Source organism: Saccharopolyspora thermophila, from assembly GCF_014646075.1.
GTDB lineage: Bacteria > Actinomycetota > Actinomycetes > Mycobacteriales > Pseudonocardiaceae > Saccharopolyspora > Saccharopolyspora thermophila.
In genome coordinates this window covers 31,231-48,051 of the sequence record NZ_BMMT01000010.1, presented here as the reverse complement: position 1 = coordinate 48,051, position 16,821 = coordinate 31,231, and the positions used below count along the sequence as shown (strand labels likewise).

Genomic DNA, 16,821 nt, shown 5'->3' with positions numbered 1-16,821 from the left:
TCGGTGATGACGCCCAGTGTGCGGACAAGCGGGCTGGGATCGCATCCGAGCGTGCGTGTCGTGCCCGATCTCCCCCCGATCCAACTACCCCGGACAGCGGTGTTGCGCACGAATTTCGCCGAGATTTGACCGAAAACAATGGCCCGCAGTGTGCCGCCCTACCCGTGTGGGTGCTTGTCACTCACGGTAACGCGCGATACACCTGGTAATCGCGTGGTGAATGAAATCATCTGAGCCTACCGAAACTGCCGAGGGAGCGACCATGACATCCACCGAGGAGAGCTCCACCGGACGCTATCTGGTGCTGCTGGAAGACGACTCGACCATCATCGGCACCCGCGAACTGGCGCGGCTGACGGGCATCCGCTGCGCCAACACCGCCGACGCGGCCGGGGCGGCGCCAGGTGAGCTGTTCCGCTCGGCTGACGGCATCGTGCTGCACGACCTCGGCATCGCGTTGATCAGCGCCGGTCCGGACCAGGCGGCGGCGCTGGAGCGGGCGGTCCGCGAACCCGGCCCGATCGCGGCGTTCGAACCGGAGCGCCGCGTCTTCGCCATCGACGACGCCGAACCCACGCCCGACGGCGAGGTCACCTGGGGGCTCAAGGCCGTTCGCGCCGACCAGACGCAACTCACGGGCAAGGGCATCCGCGTCGCGGTCCTGGACACCGGTCTGGACCTCGAGCACCCGGACTTCGCCGACCGCGACATCGTCACCGGATCGTTCGTCGAGGGCCAGGACGTGCAGGACGGCCACGGCCACGGCACGCACGTCATCGGCACCTGCTGCGGGCCGCGCAGCTCGCAGAACGGGCCCGCCTACGGCATCGCCTCCGAAGCCAGCATCTACGCGGGCAAGGTCCTCGGCGACGACGGCTCGGGCAGCGACAGCGGCATCCTGTCGGGCATCCAGTGGGCGATCTCCAACGGCTGCGCCGTGGTGTCGATGTCGCTGGGTGCGCCCGCCGAGCCCGGCCAGCCCTACTCGGAGGCGTTCGAGCGGGTGGCGCGGCGCGCGATGGAACGCGGCACGCTGATCATCGCGGCGGCAGGCAACGAGAGCCAGCGCTCCGCGGGGGTGGTGGCGCCGGTCGGGCATCCCGCCAACTGCCCGTCCATCCTGGCCGTCGGCGCACTCGACCCGCAGCTGCAGATCGCTGACTTCTCCTCCGGAACGGTCGATGAGATCGGCCAGGTCGATCTGGTGGGACCGGGGGTGGACGTCTACTCGAGCTGGCCCGGGCCGGAGCGGTACCGCAAGCTCAGCGGGACCAGCATGGCCACCCCGCACGTCTCCGGCGTGGCCGCGCTGTACGCCCAGCAACACGCCGAGCGGGCCTGGGGCCTGTGGGCGCGCCTGTCGCAGACCGCGCGCCGACTGCCGCTGCCGTCCACCGACGTGGGGGCGGGTCTGGTCCAGGCCCCGTGAACCCGGTCGGAGGTCGCCGGGCGGTTACTTCTCGTCCTCGATGGCCTGTGCGGCGACCTTCGTGCAGTTGCCGAGGTCCTCGGCCGCTGCCGCGGCCTGGTCCAGGGCGATGTGCACCGCGGAGGGTTCGGCCTGGTTCGGCGTCGAGTACGCGTTCGCCAGCGTGTCGAGCTGGCGGGCGAGGCGGCTGCCGACCGCGGTGAGCAGCCGCAGGGCGTCGCGGGCGGTGGTCAGCTCCTCGGGGGACTCCGCCAGCCTGCGGGAGCTCTCCTCCAGCCGCCGCCCGGCCTGTGCGATGACTTCGGCGCTGGCGTGCAGATCCCGCCAACCCGGCATTCCGCTGTCCATCCGTCGCCCCCCACCAGCGCGGCGTCGTGCTGTCCGGCCAGTTCCACCCGCGTGCCTCCCCGGGCCGGCCGCGCTCGTGCCGACGTCGGTCGGCCGGGGCCGCAGCGCGCCATGAACTCGCTCTCCGTGACTACCCCGAGGCGCGGGAGGGCATTCGCGGATCGCGCGGATCAGCCGCGGGCCCGCAGCCGCGCCGCCGCCACGGCCGCGATCGCCGAGGCCGCCACGCTCGCCCGGCGCGTGCCGGAGACGGCCACCCGGCGCCGGAACACGTCGTATCCGGACTCCACGATCCGGTCGAGGATCTCCCCGTACAACGTGAACGCGGTCGCCACGCATGGTCGCGACCGCGGCGCGAGCAGCGCGATCCCGGGTTCCGCGGCGCGGTAGCGGGCGCGGGTGCGGGCCACCTGGTCGGCCAGCGCCCGGCGAACCGGTCGGTCCGCCCGGCCCCACCGCCGGCACCACGTCAGCCGCTCGCGGTCAACGCCGAACACCGCGAGCTCGTCCATCGGCAGGTAGACCCGGCCGCGGTCGAGGTCCTCGCCGATGTCCCGCAGGAAGTTCGTCAGCTGGAACGCCTCGCCGAGCGCCGCGGCGTACGGCGCGGCCTCGGCCACCGGACCCACCGTGCCCAGCACCGGCAGCACCTGCAGCCCGATCACCGCCGCCGACCCGTACACGTAGCCGTCCAGCGCAGCGCGCGTGGGGTAGTCGCGCACCGTGAGATCCATTCGCATCGAGGCCATGAAGTCGGTGAACAGTGCGGGGTCGATGCGGTGCCGGGACACCGCGTCGATCAGCGCGGCCAGGATCGGGTGATCGCTGCGGCCGGCGCGCAACCCGGCGCGCAGCGTGCGGTCCACCCGGTCCACGGCGAGCTGCCGGTCCGCCACCGTCCGCTGCTGGTCGGGATCGTCGACGATGTCGTCGACCCACCGCGCGAACCCGTACAGGGCGTGCACCGCGGGCCGCTGGGCAGGTGCCAGCAGCCGGGTCGCCAGGAAGTAGGTGCGACCGTGCCGGGCGTTGAGCAGTCGGCAGCGCCGGTACGCCGCGTGGTGCTCGGGCGGGACGCCCGCGGCATCGAGCTCGCGGCGCACGGCCGCCGGGGCCCAGGTGCCGGTGTCCATACCGGACATCACAGCACACGGAGTGCGCCGTCGTGCGCGTGGTGGCCGCCGCGGTGAACCCCGTCACGTGCGGGACCGCGGCGCCCGGACTTTCCGGCGCGATGCGCATCCTGGTCAGCGCAGGCCGCTTTCGACCATCGCCTCGTCGAGGCCGTCGAGCAACACGACACCGAGCGTGTTGGCCACCGAACCGGTCGCCAGTTCGGAGCGCAGCCGCATCGCGACCAGCCGCACCCGGCGCGGATCGGGCCGCTGCCGGCGGATCTCCTCGCACAGCAGGTGCGCGGTGCGTTCGATCTGAACGGTGTCGCCGTAGCGCGCATGCACCGTGGGCAGCGCCAGCAACACGACCTTGGCCACGCGGGCGAGTCCGGCGTAGCTCGGGCCGTCGTCGACCGGAGCGGGCTGCGGTGGCACGGTCGGCTCCGGTGGGGCCTGCTCCAGCACCGCGACCGAACGCGCCCACGAGTGGCGGTCACCGCCGTGCCGGCCGGCGCAGATCAGACCCGACCCGGTCAGCCCGGCGCGGGCGGGCGCGCCCTGCGGTCCGGTTCCGCTGGTGGCGATCAACTCCTGCTCGCGCAACGTCCGTACCACGTCGGCGACCTCCGCCCACGACGGTTCCAGCGCCGCGGCCTCGGCCGCCGGGCTGTCGAAGAAGTCGGCGACCTCCGGGCGGAAGCGGTGGTCCTCGTACAGGTAGCGGAGGAAGGCGCGTGCGATCGCCTCGAATCGGGACACGGTCGCCTCCAGAGCGTGCTCGGTTCCGTGCGGCGAGGGGGGAGCGGATCCGAGCACGCCACACCAGCGGCCATGCGGCCGCCAGTGCAGTCGCTTTCCCCAGTGCGGCCGGATCCGCCGCGCACCGCCCCGCGTACGTTCCCGGGGCGGTCATAAAGCAGCAGCGTAGGCGCACCGCCGGAGAGATCGCAGGGGCCTTTTGTCACCCACACGTCGGGAATCGGCAGCACAGTCCACAGTGGCTGACCACACCGACCACAGCAGTCACCCGAGCCGCAGCAGACGCGGCGCGGACCGCCGGTCGCGGCCCACAAACCGGTGCGAGGAATCCCTTTTCTCGCTCCGTACGTGGGCGCCCCACAACGCCGACGCGCTCGGGACGTGCCGGGACGAGCGCCATGACGCGGAAACCGGGAACTATTCGACGAGATCCCGGTCACGCTCGTGGCGCAGGCCGTCGAAGGCGATCTTGGTGACCGCGTCGGCGATCTGCTCGGCCCGCAGGCCGCGGCTTGGCCGGTACCACTCGATGATCGAGTTGACCATGCCGAACAGCAGCCGGCTGGTCAGCGCCGGATCCACGTCGGGGCGGATGCTGCCCTCGGCCTCGGCCTGCTCGACCAGCTCGCTGACGATCCGGTCGAACTCGCGCCGCCGGGCCAGCGCCTGCCGTTCGACCTTGGTGTTGCCACGCACCCGCAGCAGCAGCGTGACGAACGGCAGCTCGGCCACCAGCACCTCGACGCTGCGGCGCACCACATGCTCCAGCCGGTCGATGGCCCTGCCGGTTCGCGAGGCATCCTCCTCGATGACCGCGAACAGCGCGTCCAGCGCCCGGTTCACGCTCAGTCGTAGCAGTTCGTCCTTGCTGGAGACGTGGTAGTAGATCGCCGACTTGGTGATCCCCAGGCGCTGGGAGAGGTCCTCCATGCTGGTGCCCTCGTAGCCGCGCTCGTTGAACACCCGCACGGTGACGTCCAGCAGCCGCCCGAGGTCGTAGCCCGGTCGTCCGCGGCGGTTGGCCTTTCCGGCGTTGTCCGACATGGTTCGCAGTATTTCAGCCGGCTGATCGCGGTTTGCGCTGGTCCACGACGCGGCGCAGCTTGCCGACCGATCGCTCCAGGGTGTCCGGGTCCACCACGGCGACCTCGGTGCTGATGCCCACGCCTTCCTTGATGGCGCGGACCAGTTCGGCGCCCGCCGGTTCCCGGCGCTCCGCGGGGCAGTCGGTGCGCGCCTCGACCCGCACGGTCATCCGGTCCATCCGGCCCTCGCGGGTCAGCACCAGCTGGAAGTGCGGGGACAGCCCGTCGGTGCGCAGCACCAGCTCCTCGATCTGGGTGGGGTAGACGTTGACCCCGCGCAGGATGATCATGTCGTCGCTGCGGCCGGTGATCCGGGTCATCCGGCGCATCGGCCGCGCGGTGCCGGGCAGCAGCCGGGTCAGGTCGCGGGTGCGGTAGCGGATGATCGGCATCGCCTGCTTGGTCAGCGAGGTGAACACCAGCTCACCCTCGGTGCCGTCGGGCAGCACCTCGCCGGTGAACGGGTCGATCACCTCGGGGTAGAAGTGGTCCTCCCAGATGTGCAGGCCGTCCTTGGTCTCCACGCACTCGTTGGCCACGCCCGGGCCCATCACCTCCGACAGCCCGTAGATGTCGACCGCGTCGATGTCCAGGCGCTCCTCGATCTCCCGCCGCATCTGCTCGGTCCACGGCTCGGCGCCGAAGATCCCGATCCGCAGCGAGGTGCTGCGCGGGTCGATGCCCTGCCGCTCGAACTCGTCGATGAGGGTGAGCATGTAGGACGGGGTGACCATGATGATCTCGGGCCGGAAGTCCTGGATGATCTGTACCTGCCGGGCGGTCGTGCCGCCGGAGGCCGGGACCACCGTGCACCCGAGCCGTTCGGCGCCGTAGTGCGCGCCCAGCCCGCCGGTGAACAGCCCGTAGCCGTAGGAGATGTGCACCTTGTGGCCCGGCCGCCCGCCTGCGGCGCGGATCGAGCGCGCCACCACGTCGGCCCACACCGACAGGTCCTGCTCGGTGTAGCCGACCACGGTCGGCTTGCCCGTGGTGCCGCTGGAGGCGTGCACCCGGCGCACCTGGTCCATCGGCACGGCGAACATGCCGAACGGGTAGTTCTCCCGCAGGTCCTGCTTGGTGGTGTGCGGGAACTTCGCCAGGTCGGCCAGGCTCCGGCAGTCGTCCGGGTGCACCCCGGCCTCGTCGAACATGCGCCGGTACAGCGGCACGTTGTCGTAGGCGTGCCGCAGCGACCACCGCAGGCGTTCCAGCTGGACCGCGGCGAGTTCGGCGGCGGAGTAGCGCTCGGCAGGGTCGAGCTCGGCCGGGGCGGGCGCGGTACCCAGTCGGCGCGGCGGGGTCGTCGTCCCCGGGGTCCCTGTCATGGTCTGACTCCCTCGACGGTGAGCGATCGGCTGTGGCCCCGGAACTCGGCGATCAGGTCGTCACCGCGGTGTACCGAGACGTCGTAGATGCCGCTGCGCCCGAACCTGGTCCGCTCCACGGCACTGGCGATCAGCAGGTCGCCGCGCCGCGCGGGGCGGACGAAGGTGATGTCGGCGCGGGCCGCGACGGTGGTGGGGCCGTGGCTGTTGCAGGCGCAGGCGAAGGCGGTGTCGGCGAGCAGGAAGATGTATCCGCCGTGGGCGGTGCCGTGGCCGTTGACCATCGCCTCGGTGATCCGCATCCGGGCGCGGGCCAGGCCGGGTCCGGTCTCGACGAGCTCGATGCCGAGGGCCTGCGAGGCGCGGTCGCCGTCGAACATCTCCTGCGCCGGGTTGCGCGCCGTGGCGCCGGGTTCCTGCACTGGTCCCACCCTCCGACTGAACGAATAGTCGGTAATTAATACCGCCGGTCCGGACGCTGTCAAGAGTGGCTGTTGCTGGTGTGGTTGCTTGTTCGGTCAAGCCGGAATTCGCTGGTTCGGGTGGTGCCGGGAGCAGGCCGGCGGTGCTATTTTCCGAATGAACGGTCAGTTAAAGAATTCAGCTGGAGGAGGTCGGGGTGCATGGCTGCCCTGCACAGCTACGTCAACGGTGACTGGCACGTCCCATCGGACGGAGGGATGCCGGTGCACGACGCGGTCACCGGAGAGGAGGTCGCGCGCATCTCCTCGGCCGGAATCGACATGGCTGCGGTACTCGACCACGGCCGCCGCCGGGGCGGTCCGGCGTTGGCGGAGCTGACCTTCCACCAGCGCGCCGCGCTGCTCAAGAGCCTCGCGTCGTACCTGCGGGAGCACCGCGAGGAGCTCTACGCGCTGTCGGCGCGCACCGGCGCGACGCTCGGCGACTCCACCTTCGACGTCGACGGCGGCATCGGCGTGCTGTTCAGCTACTCCAGCAAGGGCCGACGGGAACTGCCCAACGACACGGTGTACGTGGAAGGACCCGTCGAGCCGCTGGGCAAGGGCGGCACCTTCGTCGGCCAGCACGTCTGCACCCCGCTTCGGGGCGTGGCGGTGCAGATCAACGCCTTCAACTTCCCGGTGTGGGGGCCGCTGGAGAAGTTCGCCCCCGCCTTCCTGGCTGGGGTGCCCAGCGTGATCAAACCGGCCACCCAGACTGCCTACCTCACCCACCGGCTGGTGGAGCTGATGGTGTCCTCGGGCCTGTTGCCGGAGGGCTCGGTGCAGCTGATCTGCGGCGGCGTGGGCGACCTGTTCGACCACCTCACCGACCAGGACCTGGTGTCGTTCACCGGCTCGGCGGCCACCGGCCAGCGGCTGCGCACGCACCCGGTGGTGGCGGCGAACTCGGTGCGGTTCACCGTCGAGGCGGACTCGTTGAACTGCTCGATCCTCGGACCGGACACCGAGCCCGGCAGCGCGGAGTTCGACCTGTTCGTCAAGCAGCTGGTCACCGAGATGACGGTGAAGGCGGGACAGAAGTGCACGGCCATCCGGCGTGCTCTGGTCCCGGCGAACCGGATCGACGACGTGGTGGCCGCGGCCACGGCTCGGCTGGCGAAGGTCGTTGTCGGCAACCCGGCCTCGCCGGAGGTCCGGATGGGCGCGCTGGCCAGCCTGGAGCAGCGCGAGGAGGTGCGCCGGTCGCTGAAGGCGCTGCTGGAGGCCGGAACCCTGGTGTACGGCGATCCGGAGCGGGTCGAGGTGGTCGACGCCGACCCGGAGCGCGGGGCGTTCCTGTCGCCGCTGTTGCTGCGCTGCGACGACCCGGACCAGCCGCAGCCGCACGAGGTCGAGGCATTCGGTCCGGTCAGCACCGTGCTGCCGTACCAGACCACCGCCCAGGCCGTCGACCTGGCACGGCGTGGCCGGGGTAGCCTGGCTGGTTCGGTGGTCACCGCCGACACGGACTTCGCCCGTGAGGTCGTGCTGGGCGCGGCGTCGCGGCACGGCCGGATGCTGGTGCTCAACCGGCACAACGCGCAGGAGAACACCGGTCACGGCTCGCCGCTGCCGGCGCTGGTCCACGGTGGACCCGGCCGCGCGGGCGGCGGTGAGGAAATGGGCGGCGTACGTGGCGTGCTGCACCACATGCAGCGCACCGCGGTGCAGGCCGATCCGGCGGTGCTCTCGGCGATCACCGGCCAGTGGGTCACCGGGGCCCCGCGCAACACCGGCGACCAGCACCCGTTCCGCAAGTACCTCGAGGAGCTGCGCGTCGGCGACACGGTCGTCGCGGGTCCGCGCCGGGTGACGATGGAGGACATCGAGCACTTCGCGGAGTTCACCGGCGACACCTTCTACGCCCACACCGACGAGGAAGCCGCCCGGGCCAACCCGTTCTTCGACGGCCGCGTCGCGCACGGCTACCTGGTGGTGTCCTTCGCCGCCGGGCTGTTCGTCGACCCGGACCCGGGCCCGGTGCTGGCCAACTACGGGCTGGAGAACCTGCGGTTCCTCACACCGACCTATCCCGGTGACGAGATCACCGTGACGATGACCGCCAAGCAGATCACGCCGCGGGTCGGCGCCGAGCACGGCGAAGTCCGCTGGGACGTGGACGTGACCAACCAGGACGGTGCCTCGGTGGCCAAGTACGACGTGCTCACGCTCGTGGCCAAGCGGCCCGGGGAGCAGGGGTGACCATGACGACGACGATCGACCGGCTCGACGAGGCCGGGCTGCAGCGGCACTTCGACGAACGAATCGCACACGACCAGCGCATCGAGCCGCGGGACTGGATGCCCGAGGGCTACCGCAGGACGCTGGTGCGGCAGATCGCCCAGCACGCGCACTCCGAGATCATCGGCATGCAGCCGGAGGGCAACTGGCTCACCCGCGCGCCGAGCCTGCGCCGCAAGGCGATCCTGCTCGCCAAGGTCCAGGACGAGGCCGGGCACGGGCTCTACCTGTACTCGGCGGCCGAAACGCTGGGCGTGGACCGCGCGGAGCTGACCGACAGGCTCATCCAGCGCCGGCAGAAGTACTCGTCGATCTTCAACTATCCGACGCTGACCTTCGCCGACATCGGCGTGATCGGCTGGCTGGTGGACGGCGCGGCGATCTGCAACCAGGTGCCGCTGTGCCGTAGCTCCTTCGGGCCGTACGCGCGGGCGATGGTGCGCATCTGCAAGGAGGAGTCGTTCCACCAGCGGCAGGGCTACGAGCTGCTGATGACGATGATGCGCGGCACCGCACAGCAGCGGGAGATGGTGCAGGACGCCACCAATCGTTGGTGGTGGCCGTCGCTGATGATGTTCGGCCCGCCCGACAGTGACTCGCCCAACACCCAGCAGTCCATGGCGTGGCGGATCAAGCGGCACACCAACGACGAGCTGCGGCAGAAGTTCGTCGACATGACCGTGCCGCAGGCCGAGGCACTCGGGGTCACGCTGCCCGATCCGCAGCTGCGGTGGAACGCCGAGCGCGGCCACTACGACTTCGGCGAACCGGACTGGTCGGAGCTCAAGCGTGTGATCTCCGGTGACGGGCCGTGCAACGAACAGCGGCTGGCCCGCCGGCGGGCCGCGCACGAGGAGGGGCAGTGGGTGCGCGACGCGGCAGCCGCCCACGCCGCCAAGCAGGCCGCACGCGAGGAGGCCGCGCGATGAGTTCGGACACCGAGGCGGGCGCGCCGCGCGCTTCGTGGCCGCTGTTCGAGGTCTTCGTGCGCGGCAAGCGAGGGCTCAACCACGTACACGTGGGCTCGTTGCACGCCGCGGACGAGGAGATGGCACTGCACAACGCCCGCAACCTCTACACCCGGCGCAACGAGGGCGTGAGCATCTGGGTGGTGCGGGCGGACGCGATCACCGCGTCCAGCCCGGACGAGAAGGACCCGTTCTTCGCGCCCAGCGGAGACAAGGTGTACCGCCATCCCACGTTCTACCGCATCCCCGACAACGTCCCGCACATGTGAGGTCGGCCTGATGTCGTTCGACAACGCCTACGAGGCGCTGACCGTCGCCGAGGGCGGCGAGGCCCGGTGGGCCTTCGGCACCGGATTCGACGACCCGCTGTCCGGTGTGGACACCACGCTGCCGGACGGCGTCGACGGCGCCGAACTCGGCCGGTACTGCCTGATGCTCGGCGACGACGCGCTGATCAGCTCGCAGCGGCTGATCGAGTGGATCACCCGCGCCCCCGAGCTGGAGGAGGAGCTGGCGCTGGCCAACATCGCGCTGGACCTGCTCGGCCAGGCGCGGCTGCTGCTGACCCGCGCCGGGCAGGCCGACGGCACCGGCCGCGACGAGGACGAGCTGGCCTACTTCCGCGACGAGCGGGAGTTCCGCAACGTGCGGCTGGCGGAGGTACCCAACGGCGACTTCGCGCACACCGTCGCCCGGCTGCTGGTGCTGTCCACCTGGCGGCTGGCGGTGTTCGACCGGCTCGCCGGTTCCCGCGACCCGGTGCTGGCGGCGATCGCTGCCAAGGGCGTCAAGGAGCTGACCTACCACCGCGAGTACGCCGCGCGGTGGGTGGTACGGCTCGGCGACGGCACCGAGATCTCGCACGCTCGGGCGCAGCAGGGCCTCGAGGACGTCTGGCCGCTGGTCGACGAGCTCTTCGCCACCCACGACGTGGAGCGGCGGATGGTCGAGGCGGGAGTCGGCGCGGACCCCGCCACGGTGCGCGCCGAGTTCGACGAGGTACTCGACCAGGTGCTGGCAGCTGCCACGTTGCGGCGGCCGGACGTGCCCCCGCTGGCGGCGGTGGCCGGCCGGACCGGTCGGGACGGGATCCACACCGAGCACCTGGGCTACCTGCTCGCCGAGATGCAGAGCCTGGCGCGAGCGCACCCGGAGGCGACGTGGTGACCAGCACGCAACCGGACCTGGCGCACGCCCGCGCGGTCGCCGAGTCGGTCACCGACCCGGAACTGCCGGTGCTGACCCTGGCCGACCTCGGCGTCCTGCGGGAGGTGGAGCTCACCGGCACCGGCGCGGTGGTCGTGTCGATCACCCCAACGTACTCGGGGTGCCCGGCGATGCGCGAGATGCGCGCCGACCTCACCCGTCGGCTGCGCGAGGCCGGGTTTACCGACGTCGAGGTGCGCACCGTGCTGGATCCGCCATGGACCACCGACTGGATCAGCGAGTCGGGGCGGCGCAAGCTGGCCGCGTACGGCGTCGCACCGCCCGGTCCGGCCCCGAAGTACGGTGCCGGACCGGTGCCGTTGACGCTCGGCCCGCCGCGCGCCGCGGTCCGCTGCCCGCAGTGCGGTTCCCCTGACACCGAGCAGGTCTCGCAGTTCGGCTCGACCGCCTGCAAGGCGCTGCGGCGGTGCCGCGCGTGCCATGAACCCTTCGAGCACATCAAGGAGATCTGACGTGGTTGGTTCCGCCCCCGCCGGAGCACCCACCGCCCCGGTGCGCCGCCGCACCGGCTTCCAGCCGCTGCGGGTCAGCCGCGTGGAGCGGTTGTGTGACGATGCGGTCGCGGTGAGCTTCGAGGTACCACCGGAGCTGGCCGCGGAGTTCGCCTTCCGCCCGGGCCAGTCGTTGACGTTGCGGCGCCGGGTCGACGGCCGCGAGGAACGCCGGTCATACTCGATCTGCGCGCCGGTCGGTGCCCCGCCCCGCATCGGGGTGCGGCTGGTGCCCGGCGGCTTGTTCTCCTCCTGGCTGGTGCACGAGGTGCGGCCCGGCGACGAGATCGAGGTGATGCCGCCGACCGGCACGTTCACCCCGGACCTCACCGCGGACGAGCGGCACGTGTGCGTCGCCGCCGGATCGGGGATCACCCCGGTGCTGTCGATCGCGGCCTCGGTGCTGCGCGAGACGGACGCGACGGTCACGCTGCTGTACGGCAACCGGCGCAGCGACACGGTGATGTTCGCCGACGAACTGGCCGACCTCAAGGACCGCTACCCGTCGCGCCTGGAGCTGGTGCACGTGCTCTCCCGGGAACCACGGGAGTCGGAGCTGTTCACTGGTCGGCTGGACGCGGCCAAACTGCGCGCCCTGCTGTCCACAGTGATCGATGCGGGGGCGGTGGACCAGTGGTGGCTGTGCGGGCCGTACGGCATGGTCCGCGATGCCCAACAGGTGCTGCTCGACACCGACGTGCCCGGCGACCGCGTGCACCAGGAGCTGTTCTACGTCGAGGACGTGCCGCCGGAACCGGTGCGCCACGAGGAACCGGCGCTGGAGGGGTCGACCAGCGACGTGACGGTGGTGCTCGACGGTCGATCGACGCAGATGACGCTGCCGCGCGATATCCCGGTCCTCGACGCCGCCCAGCGCGTCCGCCAGGACCTGCCGTTCGCCTGCAAGGGCGGGGTCTGCGGCACGTGCCGCGCCAAGGTCACCTGCGGCGAGGTCCGGATGCGCCGGAACTTCGCCCTGGAGGAGTCCGAGGTGGCCGACGGTTTCGTGCTGACCTGCCAGGCCCTGCCGGTGTCCGACAGCGTCACCGTCGACTTCGACGCCTGACGGCGCACCGCCCCGGCGTCTCCGGCCCCGTCTGATCAGGTTCGCGCAGGCCAGCCGCATGTGCTGGCGTCGTTCGGAGGGGAGCCGGAAGATCAGCAACGCCGAGCAGGGTGGCGCCACCTGTGCCGTGACGTCGGCGGCTCAGGAGACCTTGCGGGAACGGCGGCGCCGGGTGGGCTCCGCGCCCGCCGCGGCGACCGCCTCCTCGAGTTCGGCCCGCTTCATCTTCGAGCGGCCCTTGATGCCCATTTCCTTGGCGCGCTCGTCGAGCTCGGCCTTGCTCAGCTCCGACAGATCCGGCGCGGCCCGCTTGTCGGCGCGGCCCTTGCGGGCCTGGTCGACGCTGCGGCGCAGCGCCTCGGTCAGGTCGATGACGTCGGTCGGCTTCGGCGGTGCCTCCGCCGCCCGGACCTCGCCGCCACGCGCCTTCTCCGCCAGCAGCTCCTCGACCTTCGCCGTGTAGGTGTCCTCGTACTCCTCGGGCTCCCACGGGCCGCTCATGGATTCGATGATCGTGGTGGCCATCTGCAGTTCCCGGTCCGAGGGCATGGCCTGCTCGCCCGCGTCGCCCACCAGGTCGGCGGGGTCGCGGATCTCGTCGGCGAAGTACAGCGTGTTCAACGCCAGCACGTCGCGGTCGGCGCGCACTGCGGTGAGGTACTGCTTGCCGCGCAGCACGAACGTCGCGATGCCCGCCTGACCGGTTTCGCGCATCGCGTGCCGCAGCAGGTTGTACGGCCGGAAGTGCTCCTTGCTGTTGGGCGCCAGCCAGTAGGTCTTCTGGAAGTACACCGGGTCGATCTCACCGAGGTCGACGAAGGTCGTGATGTCGATGGTGCGGGAGCGCCCGGGCGCGATCGTGTCCAGTTCGGACTGCTCGACGGTGATCACTCCGCCGTCGTACTCGCGGCCCTTGACGATATCGTTGAAGTCGACTTCCTCACCGGTGCGCTCGTTGACCCGCTTGTAGCGGATCCGGTCACTCGTCCCGCGCTGGTACTGGTGGAACTGGACGGTGTGGTCCTCGGTCGCGGCGTAGAGCCCGACAGGGATGGTCACCAGCCCGAAGTTGATCGAACCGGTCCAGATCTTCCGCGGCATGGTCGCCTCCCATCGCCCCCGGCGCGACGAGCGCCAACCTCACCATGCGGGGCGGCCCGCACGATCGCAGCACTCCCGCTCAGCGCCGCGACGCCGAGTCGCCCTCGGGGTATCCCGGGTTTGGGGGAGGAGAAACCAGCCGGTGCCGGCCGTCGGGAAGCAACCGGGTGCGGCCGCGTTCGGCGAGCCGCTCCAGCAGTGGCACCGCGACGCGCCGCGAGGTGCCCAGCGCCTGCCTGGCCTGGCTCAGCGTGAACGGCTCCGGAAGCCGGGCGAGCCGCTCCAGCGCGGTGCGCTCGGCGTCGGGTAGCAGCACCAGTCCTGGTGCCAGCCGGAGTAGCGCCCCGGCGCGGGCGGCGGCGGCCAGTTCCTTGTCGCCGATGCCGAGTTCGGCGAGGAAGCCGGCGGTGGGGGCCTGGAACGGCTGTTCGGTCAGCGCCCGCTGGATCTCCCGCACAGCGCGCTGCACCCGCGGCGGCAGCGGTGTGCTGCCGCGCCGCAGGCGGCCTTCGCCCAGCGCGAGTCCGGCGGCCCGCGCGACGTCGCCCACCAGCGCCGGGTCCGGTAGGTCGAGGTGGCGGCGCGCGGCTTCGGCGGGCATGCCATCGTCGAGCGGGTGCGTCCGGAGGTGCTGCGCGAACAGGTCCGCGAGCCGCCTGCCGAGCTCCGCGCGGTGCTCTTCGGACAGCAGCCACGGGCCCGGTCCGGGCGGTTCGGCGCCCATGGCGCGCAGGTCTTCGGCGCGGACCAGCCCGCGTCGGCGGAGTTCGGCGGTGCCGTCCGGGCTTCCGTCCATCGTGGCCAGTTCGGCGGCGCGTGCCCGCGCGGCGCCGCGCCTGGCCAGTGCGGGCGGCCGGACGTCGAGCACGACGGAGCCGCCGCGGATGCACCGGCCGCCCGGTTCCCGTAGGAGCGCGCGGTCGCCGATCCGCAGCGGCAGCTGGGTGCGCAGCGCGAGCCGGGCGGTGTCGCGTCCGAGCGGGCGCACACGCGCGCTGACCGCCGCGGCACCGATGTGCAGCATGACCTCGCGCGGCAGGTCCCCCACAGCGCAGCCGTGGACCCGCACGTCGAGCAGGTCGGTGCTCAGCCAGCGGTCCGGGGTCAGCAGGGCGTGGCCGCGCCGCACCTGGTCGACAGCGACGCCGCGGAGATTTACCGCCACCCGCGCCACGGCTTCAACCCGTTGCACGGCGACCCCCAGCGCCTGTACGCCGCGGACGGTGGCCTGCACACCGCCGGGATGCAGCAGCAGCCGGTCACCGGTGCCCAGCGTGCCCGCGGGCAGCGTGCCGGTGACGACTGTTCCAGCGCCGCGGATGGTGAACGCGCGGTCGATCCACAGCCGCACGTCGGCGTCCCGGTCCGGCGCGGGCAGCCGGTGCACCAGAGCGTCGATCTCGTCACGCAACCGCCCAACCCCGGACCCGGTCGCGCCGCTGACGTGCACTTCCGGGATATCCGCGAGCGGGGTGCCGGTCAGCCGCTCGCGGGCCTGCTCGGCGGCCGGCGCAGGGTCGGCCAGGTCGCAGCGCGTGATGGCGAGCAGGCCGTGGCGCACCCCGAGTGCGGTCAGGGCGTCGAGGTGCTCCTGCGACTGCGGCATCCAGCCCTCGTCAGCGGCCACCACGAACAGCACCGCCGGGACCGGACCGACCCCGGCGAGCATGTTGGGCACGAACCGCTCGTGACCGGGCACGTCGACGAACGCCGCCGTGCACCCGTCGGGCAGCCGGGTCCAGGCGAAGCCGAGGTCGATGGTCAGGCCGCGGCGGCGTTCCTCGGCCCAGCGGTCCGGTTCCATCCCGGTGAGCCGGCGGACGAGGGTGGACTTACCGTGATCGACATGCCCGGCGGTGGCGATGACGTGCATCAGCTCGCCGCCAGCACTGCTCGGCGCAACTCGTCGTCACACTCCGCAGGGACCGCGGCCAGGTCCAGCAGGCACCAACCCTGGTCGAGCCGCGCGATGACCGGGGGCTTTCCCTCGCGCAGCGGCTTGGCGAACCGCTCGGGTAGCGCGACCGCCGCGCTGGGCAGCGTCACGCCGGGAGCGCCACCGCCACCGACGGTGGCGTCGCTGAGCTGCGAACAAGCCGGGACACCCGCGGCGGTGAGCGCTTCGGCGAGGAGCTCGGCACGGCGCAGCAGTTGCGCGGGGTCCTGGCGTAGTGCGTTGTCGGTCAGCGTGCTCGGGCCGCGTAGCGTCGCCTCCAGCGCGGCGAGGGTGAGCTTGTCGACACGCAGTGCGCGGGCCAGGGGGTGCTGCCGCAGCTGCTGCACGAGATCGGCGCGGCCCAGCAGGAGCCCGGCCTGCGGACCGCCGAGCAGCTTGTCGCCGCTGGCGATCACCAGGTCGGCGCCGTCGCGCAGCGCGGTCGTGGCGTCGGGTTCCCTCGGCAGCACCGGATGCGGGTGCAGCAGCCCGGACCCGATGTCGACGACCACCGGGACGTCGAGGTCGCGCAGCGCGGCGACCGGCACGTCGGCGGTGAAGCCGCTGATCACGAAGTTCGACGGGTGCACCTTCAGGACGAAACCGGTGTCCGGGCCGAGCGCCGCGCGGTAGTCGTCGAGCCGAACCCGGTTGGTGGTGCCGATCTCGCGTAGCCGCGCCCCGGTGGCGGTGAGCAGGTCGGGGATGCGGAAACCGGCGCCGATCTCGACCATCTCGCCGCGAGCCAGGACGATCTCGCGGTCCTGTGCGAGCGCGGTCGCGGCCAGTGCCAGCACGGCAGCACCGTTGTTGACCACGTGCGCGGCCTCAGCACGCGGCACCGAGTCCAGTAGCGCTGAGATCGCGGCCGCGCCGCGCGGACCGCGTCGACCGGTGTGCAGGTCGAGCTCGACGTTCGTGGTTCCGGCAGCCTCCTGCACGGCCTGCACGGCTGCCGCCGACAGCGGCGCCCGGCCGAGGTTGGTGTGCAGCAGGACGCCGGTCGCGTTGAGCACGCGCCGGATGCTCGACGCGGATTTCGGGAGCGCGGCCAGCGCTTCCGCCGTGACGTCAGCCGGGCTGATCTCGCCCGCGCGAGCGCGTTCCTGCGCGGCGTGCACCGCCTCCTTGACCAGCCGACGGCCCAGTCGCTGCACGGCGGCGGCCACGGCGGGTTCGGCGAGGACGCGGTCGGTGCCGGGTACTCGCTGCCGAGGGTCGGCCATGGCCCGCACTATAGGTCTCCGGCCGCCGCGGGGCTCGCGG

16 protein-coding genes are annotated in these 16,821 nt (G+C 71.9%); 7 read left to right on the top strand and 9 right to left on the bottom strand.

Annotation, left to right across the window (positions count from 1 at the left end; all coding sequences use genetic code 11):
- The first annotated feature begins 262 nt into the window (after positions 1-262).
- Entirely contained in the window at positions 263-1,429 is a 1,167-nt protein-coding gene (locus IEY17_RS15060) for a S8 family peptidase (protein WP_188988137.1), read from the top strand.
- 24 nt (positions 1,430-1,453) lie between these two features.
- Here the strand turns inward: IEY17_RS15060 and IEY17_RS15055 are convergent, their stop codons facing one another.
- The 6 genes from IEY17_RS15055 to paaI form a co-directional block, all read right to left on the bottom strand.
- Positions 1,454-1,765, bottom strand: a complete 312-nt coding sequence (locus IEY17_RS15055; RefSeq protein WP_229680181.1) for a hypothetical protein — start codon at positions 1,763-1,765, stop codon at positions 1,454-1,456.
- Positions 1,766-1,947: 182 nt separating this feature from the next.
- On the bottom strand, positions 1,948-2,910 hold the full coding sequence (locus IEY17_RS15050; RefSeq protein ID WP_188988133.1) for a phytoene/squalene synthase family protein: 963 nt from the start codon (positions 2,908-2,910) through the stop codon (positions 1,948-1,950).
- 114 nt (positions 2,911-3,024) lie between these two features.
- Positions 3,025-3,651 carry a hypothetical protein gene (locus IEY17_RS15045; protein ID WP_188988131.1) on the bottom strand — a complete coding sequence of 209 codons (627 nt, stop codon included), beginning with the start codon at positions 3,649-3,651 and terminating at the stop codon, positions 3,025-3,027.
- A 417-nt stretch (positions 3,652-4,068) separates the two neighbouring features.
- Positions 4,069-4,695 (bottom strand): TetR/AcrR family transcriptional regulator, encoded by a 627-nt coding sequence (locus tag IEY17_RS15040; RefSeq protein ID WP_188988129.1) that lies wholly within the window; start codon positions 4,693-4,695, stop codon positions 4,069-4,071.
- Positions 4,696-4,708: 13 nt separating this feature from the next.
- Positions 4,709-6,061 carry a phenylacetate--CoA ligase PaaK gene (paaK, locus tag IEY17_RS15035; RefSeq protein WP_188988127.1) on the bottom strand — a complete coding sequence of 451 codons (1,353 nt, stop codon included), beginning with the start codon at positions 6,059-6,061 and terminating at the stop codon, positions 4,709-4,711.
- Positions 6,058-6,441 carry a hydroxyphenylacetyl-CoA thioesterase PaaI gene (gene paaI / locus IEY17_RS15030; RefSeq protein ID WP_188988377.1) on the bottom strand — a complete coding sequence of 128 codons (384 nt, stop codon included), beginning with the start codon at positions 6,439-6,441 and terminating at the stop codon, positions 6,058-6,060. Before paaI ends, paaK begins: the two co-directional genes overlap by 4 nt.
- 243 nt (positions 6,442-6,684) lie before the next feature.
- Here paaI and paaZ point away from each other — a divergent pair, with 243 nt between their 5' ends.
- From paaZ to paaE, 6 genes are read left to right on the top strand one after another with little or no spacing between them, the layout of a single operon-like run.
- Positions 6,685-8,727 (top strand): phenylacetic acid degradation bifunctional protein PaaZ, encoded by a 2,043-nt coding sequence (paaZ, locus tag IEY17_RS15025; protein ID WP_188988125.1) that lies wholly within the window; start codon positions 6,685-6,687, stop codon positions 8,725-8,727.
- Positions 8,728-8,729: 2 nt separating this feature from the next.
- Positions 8,730-9,695, top strand: coding sequence for a 1,2-phenylacetyl-CoA epoxidase subunit PaaA (gene paaA / locus IEY17_RS15020; protein WP_188988123.1), 966 nt, complete (start codon positions 8,730-8,732; stop codon positions 9,693-9,695).
- Complete coding sequence (gene paaB / locus IEY17_RS15015; RefSeq protein WP_188988121.1) at positions 9,692-10,003, top strand: 1,2-phenylacetyl-CoA epoxidase subunit PaaB; 312 nt, start codon at positions 9,692-9,694, stop codon at positions 10,001-10,003. Before paaA ends, paaB begins: the two co-directional genes overlap by 4 nt.
- Positions 10,004-10,013: 10 nt before the next feature.
- Positions 10,014-10,901 (top strand): 1,2-phenylacetyl-CoA epoxidase subunit PaaC, encoded by an 888-nt coding sequence (gene paaC / locus IEY17_RS15010; RefSeq protein ID WP_188988119.1) that lies wholly within the window; start codon positions 10,014-10,016, stop codon positions 10,899-10,901.
- Positions 10,895-11,413, top strand: coding sequence for a 1,2-phenylacetyl-CoA epoxidase subunit PaaD (gene paaD, locus IEY17_RS15005; protein ID WP_188988117.1), 519 nt, complete (start codon positions 10,895-10,897; stop codon positions 11,411-11,413). Before paaC ends, paaD begins: the two co-directional genes overlap by 7 nt.
- Before the next feature lie 40 nt (positions 11,414-11,453).
- Positions 11,454-12,518, top strand: coding sequence for a 1,2-phenylacetyl-CoA epoxidase subunit PaaE (gene paaE, locus IEY17_RS15000; RefSeq protein WP_229680206.1), 1,065 nt, complete (start codon positions 11,454-11,456; stop codon positions 12,516-12,518).
- Positions 12,519-12,659: 141 nt separating this feature from the next.
- On the opposite strand, the gene ku is transcribed toward paaE, so the two are convergent.
- The 3 genes from ku to selA all read right to left on the bottom strand — a co-directional run bounded on the left by ku (position 12,660) and on the right by selA (position 16,781).
- Positions 12,660-13,619: a non-homologous end joining protein Ku gene (ku, locus tag IEY17_RS14995; RefSeq protein ID WP_188988113.1), complete on the bottom strand. Its 960-nt coding sequence runs from the start codon at positions 13,617-13,619 to the stop codon at positions 12,660-12,662.
- Positions 13,620-13,698: 79 nt separating this feature from the next.
- Entirely contained in the window at positions 13,699-15,492 is a 1,794-nt protein-coding gene (selB, locus tag IEY17_RS14990; protein ID WP_188988111.1) for a selenocysteine-specific translation elongation factor, read from the bottom strand.
- Positions 15,492-16,781 carry an L-seryl-tRNA(Sec) selenium transferase gene (gene selA, locus IEY17_RS14985; RefSeq protein WP_188988110.1) on the bottom strand — a complete coding sequence of 430 codons (1,290 nt, stop codon included), beginning with the start codon at positions 16,779-16,781 and terminating at the stop codon, positions 15,492-15,494. Before selA ends, selB begins: the two co-directional genes overlap by 1 nt.
- Between the last annotated feature and the right edge of the window lie 40 nt (positions 16,782-16,821).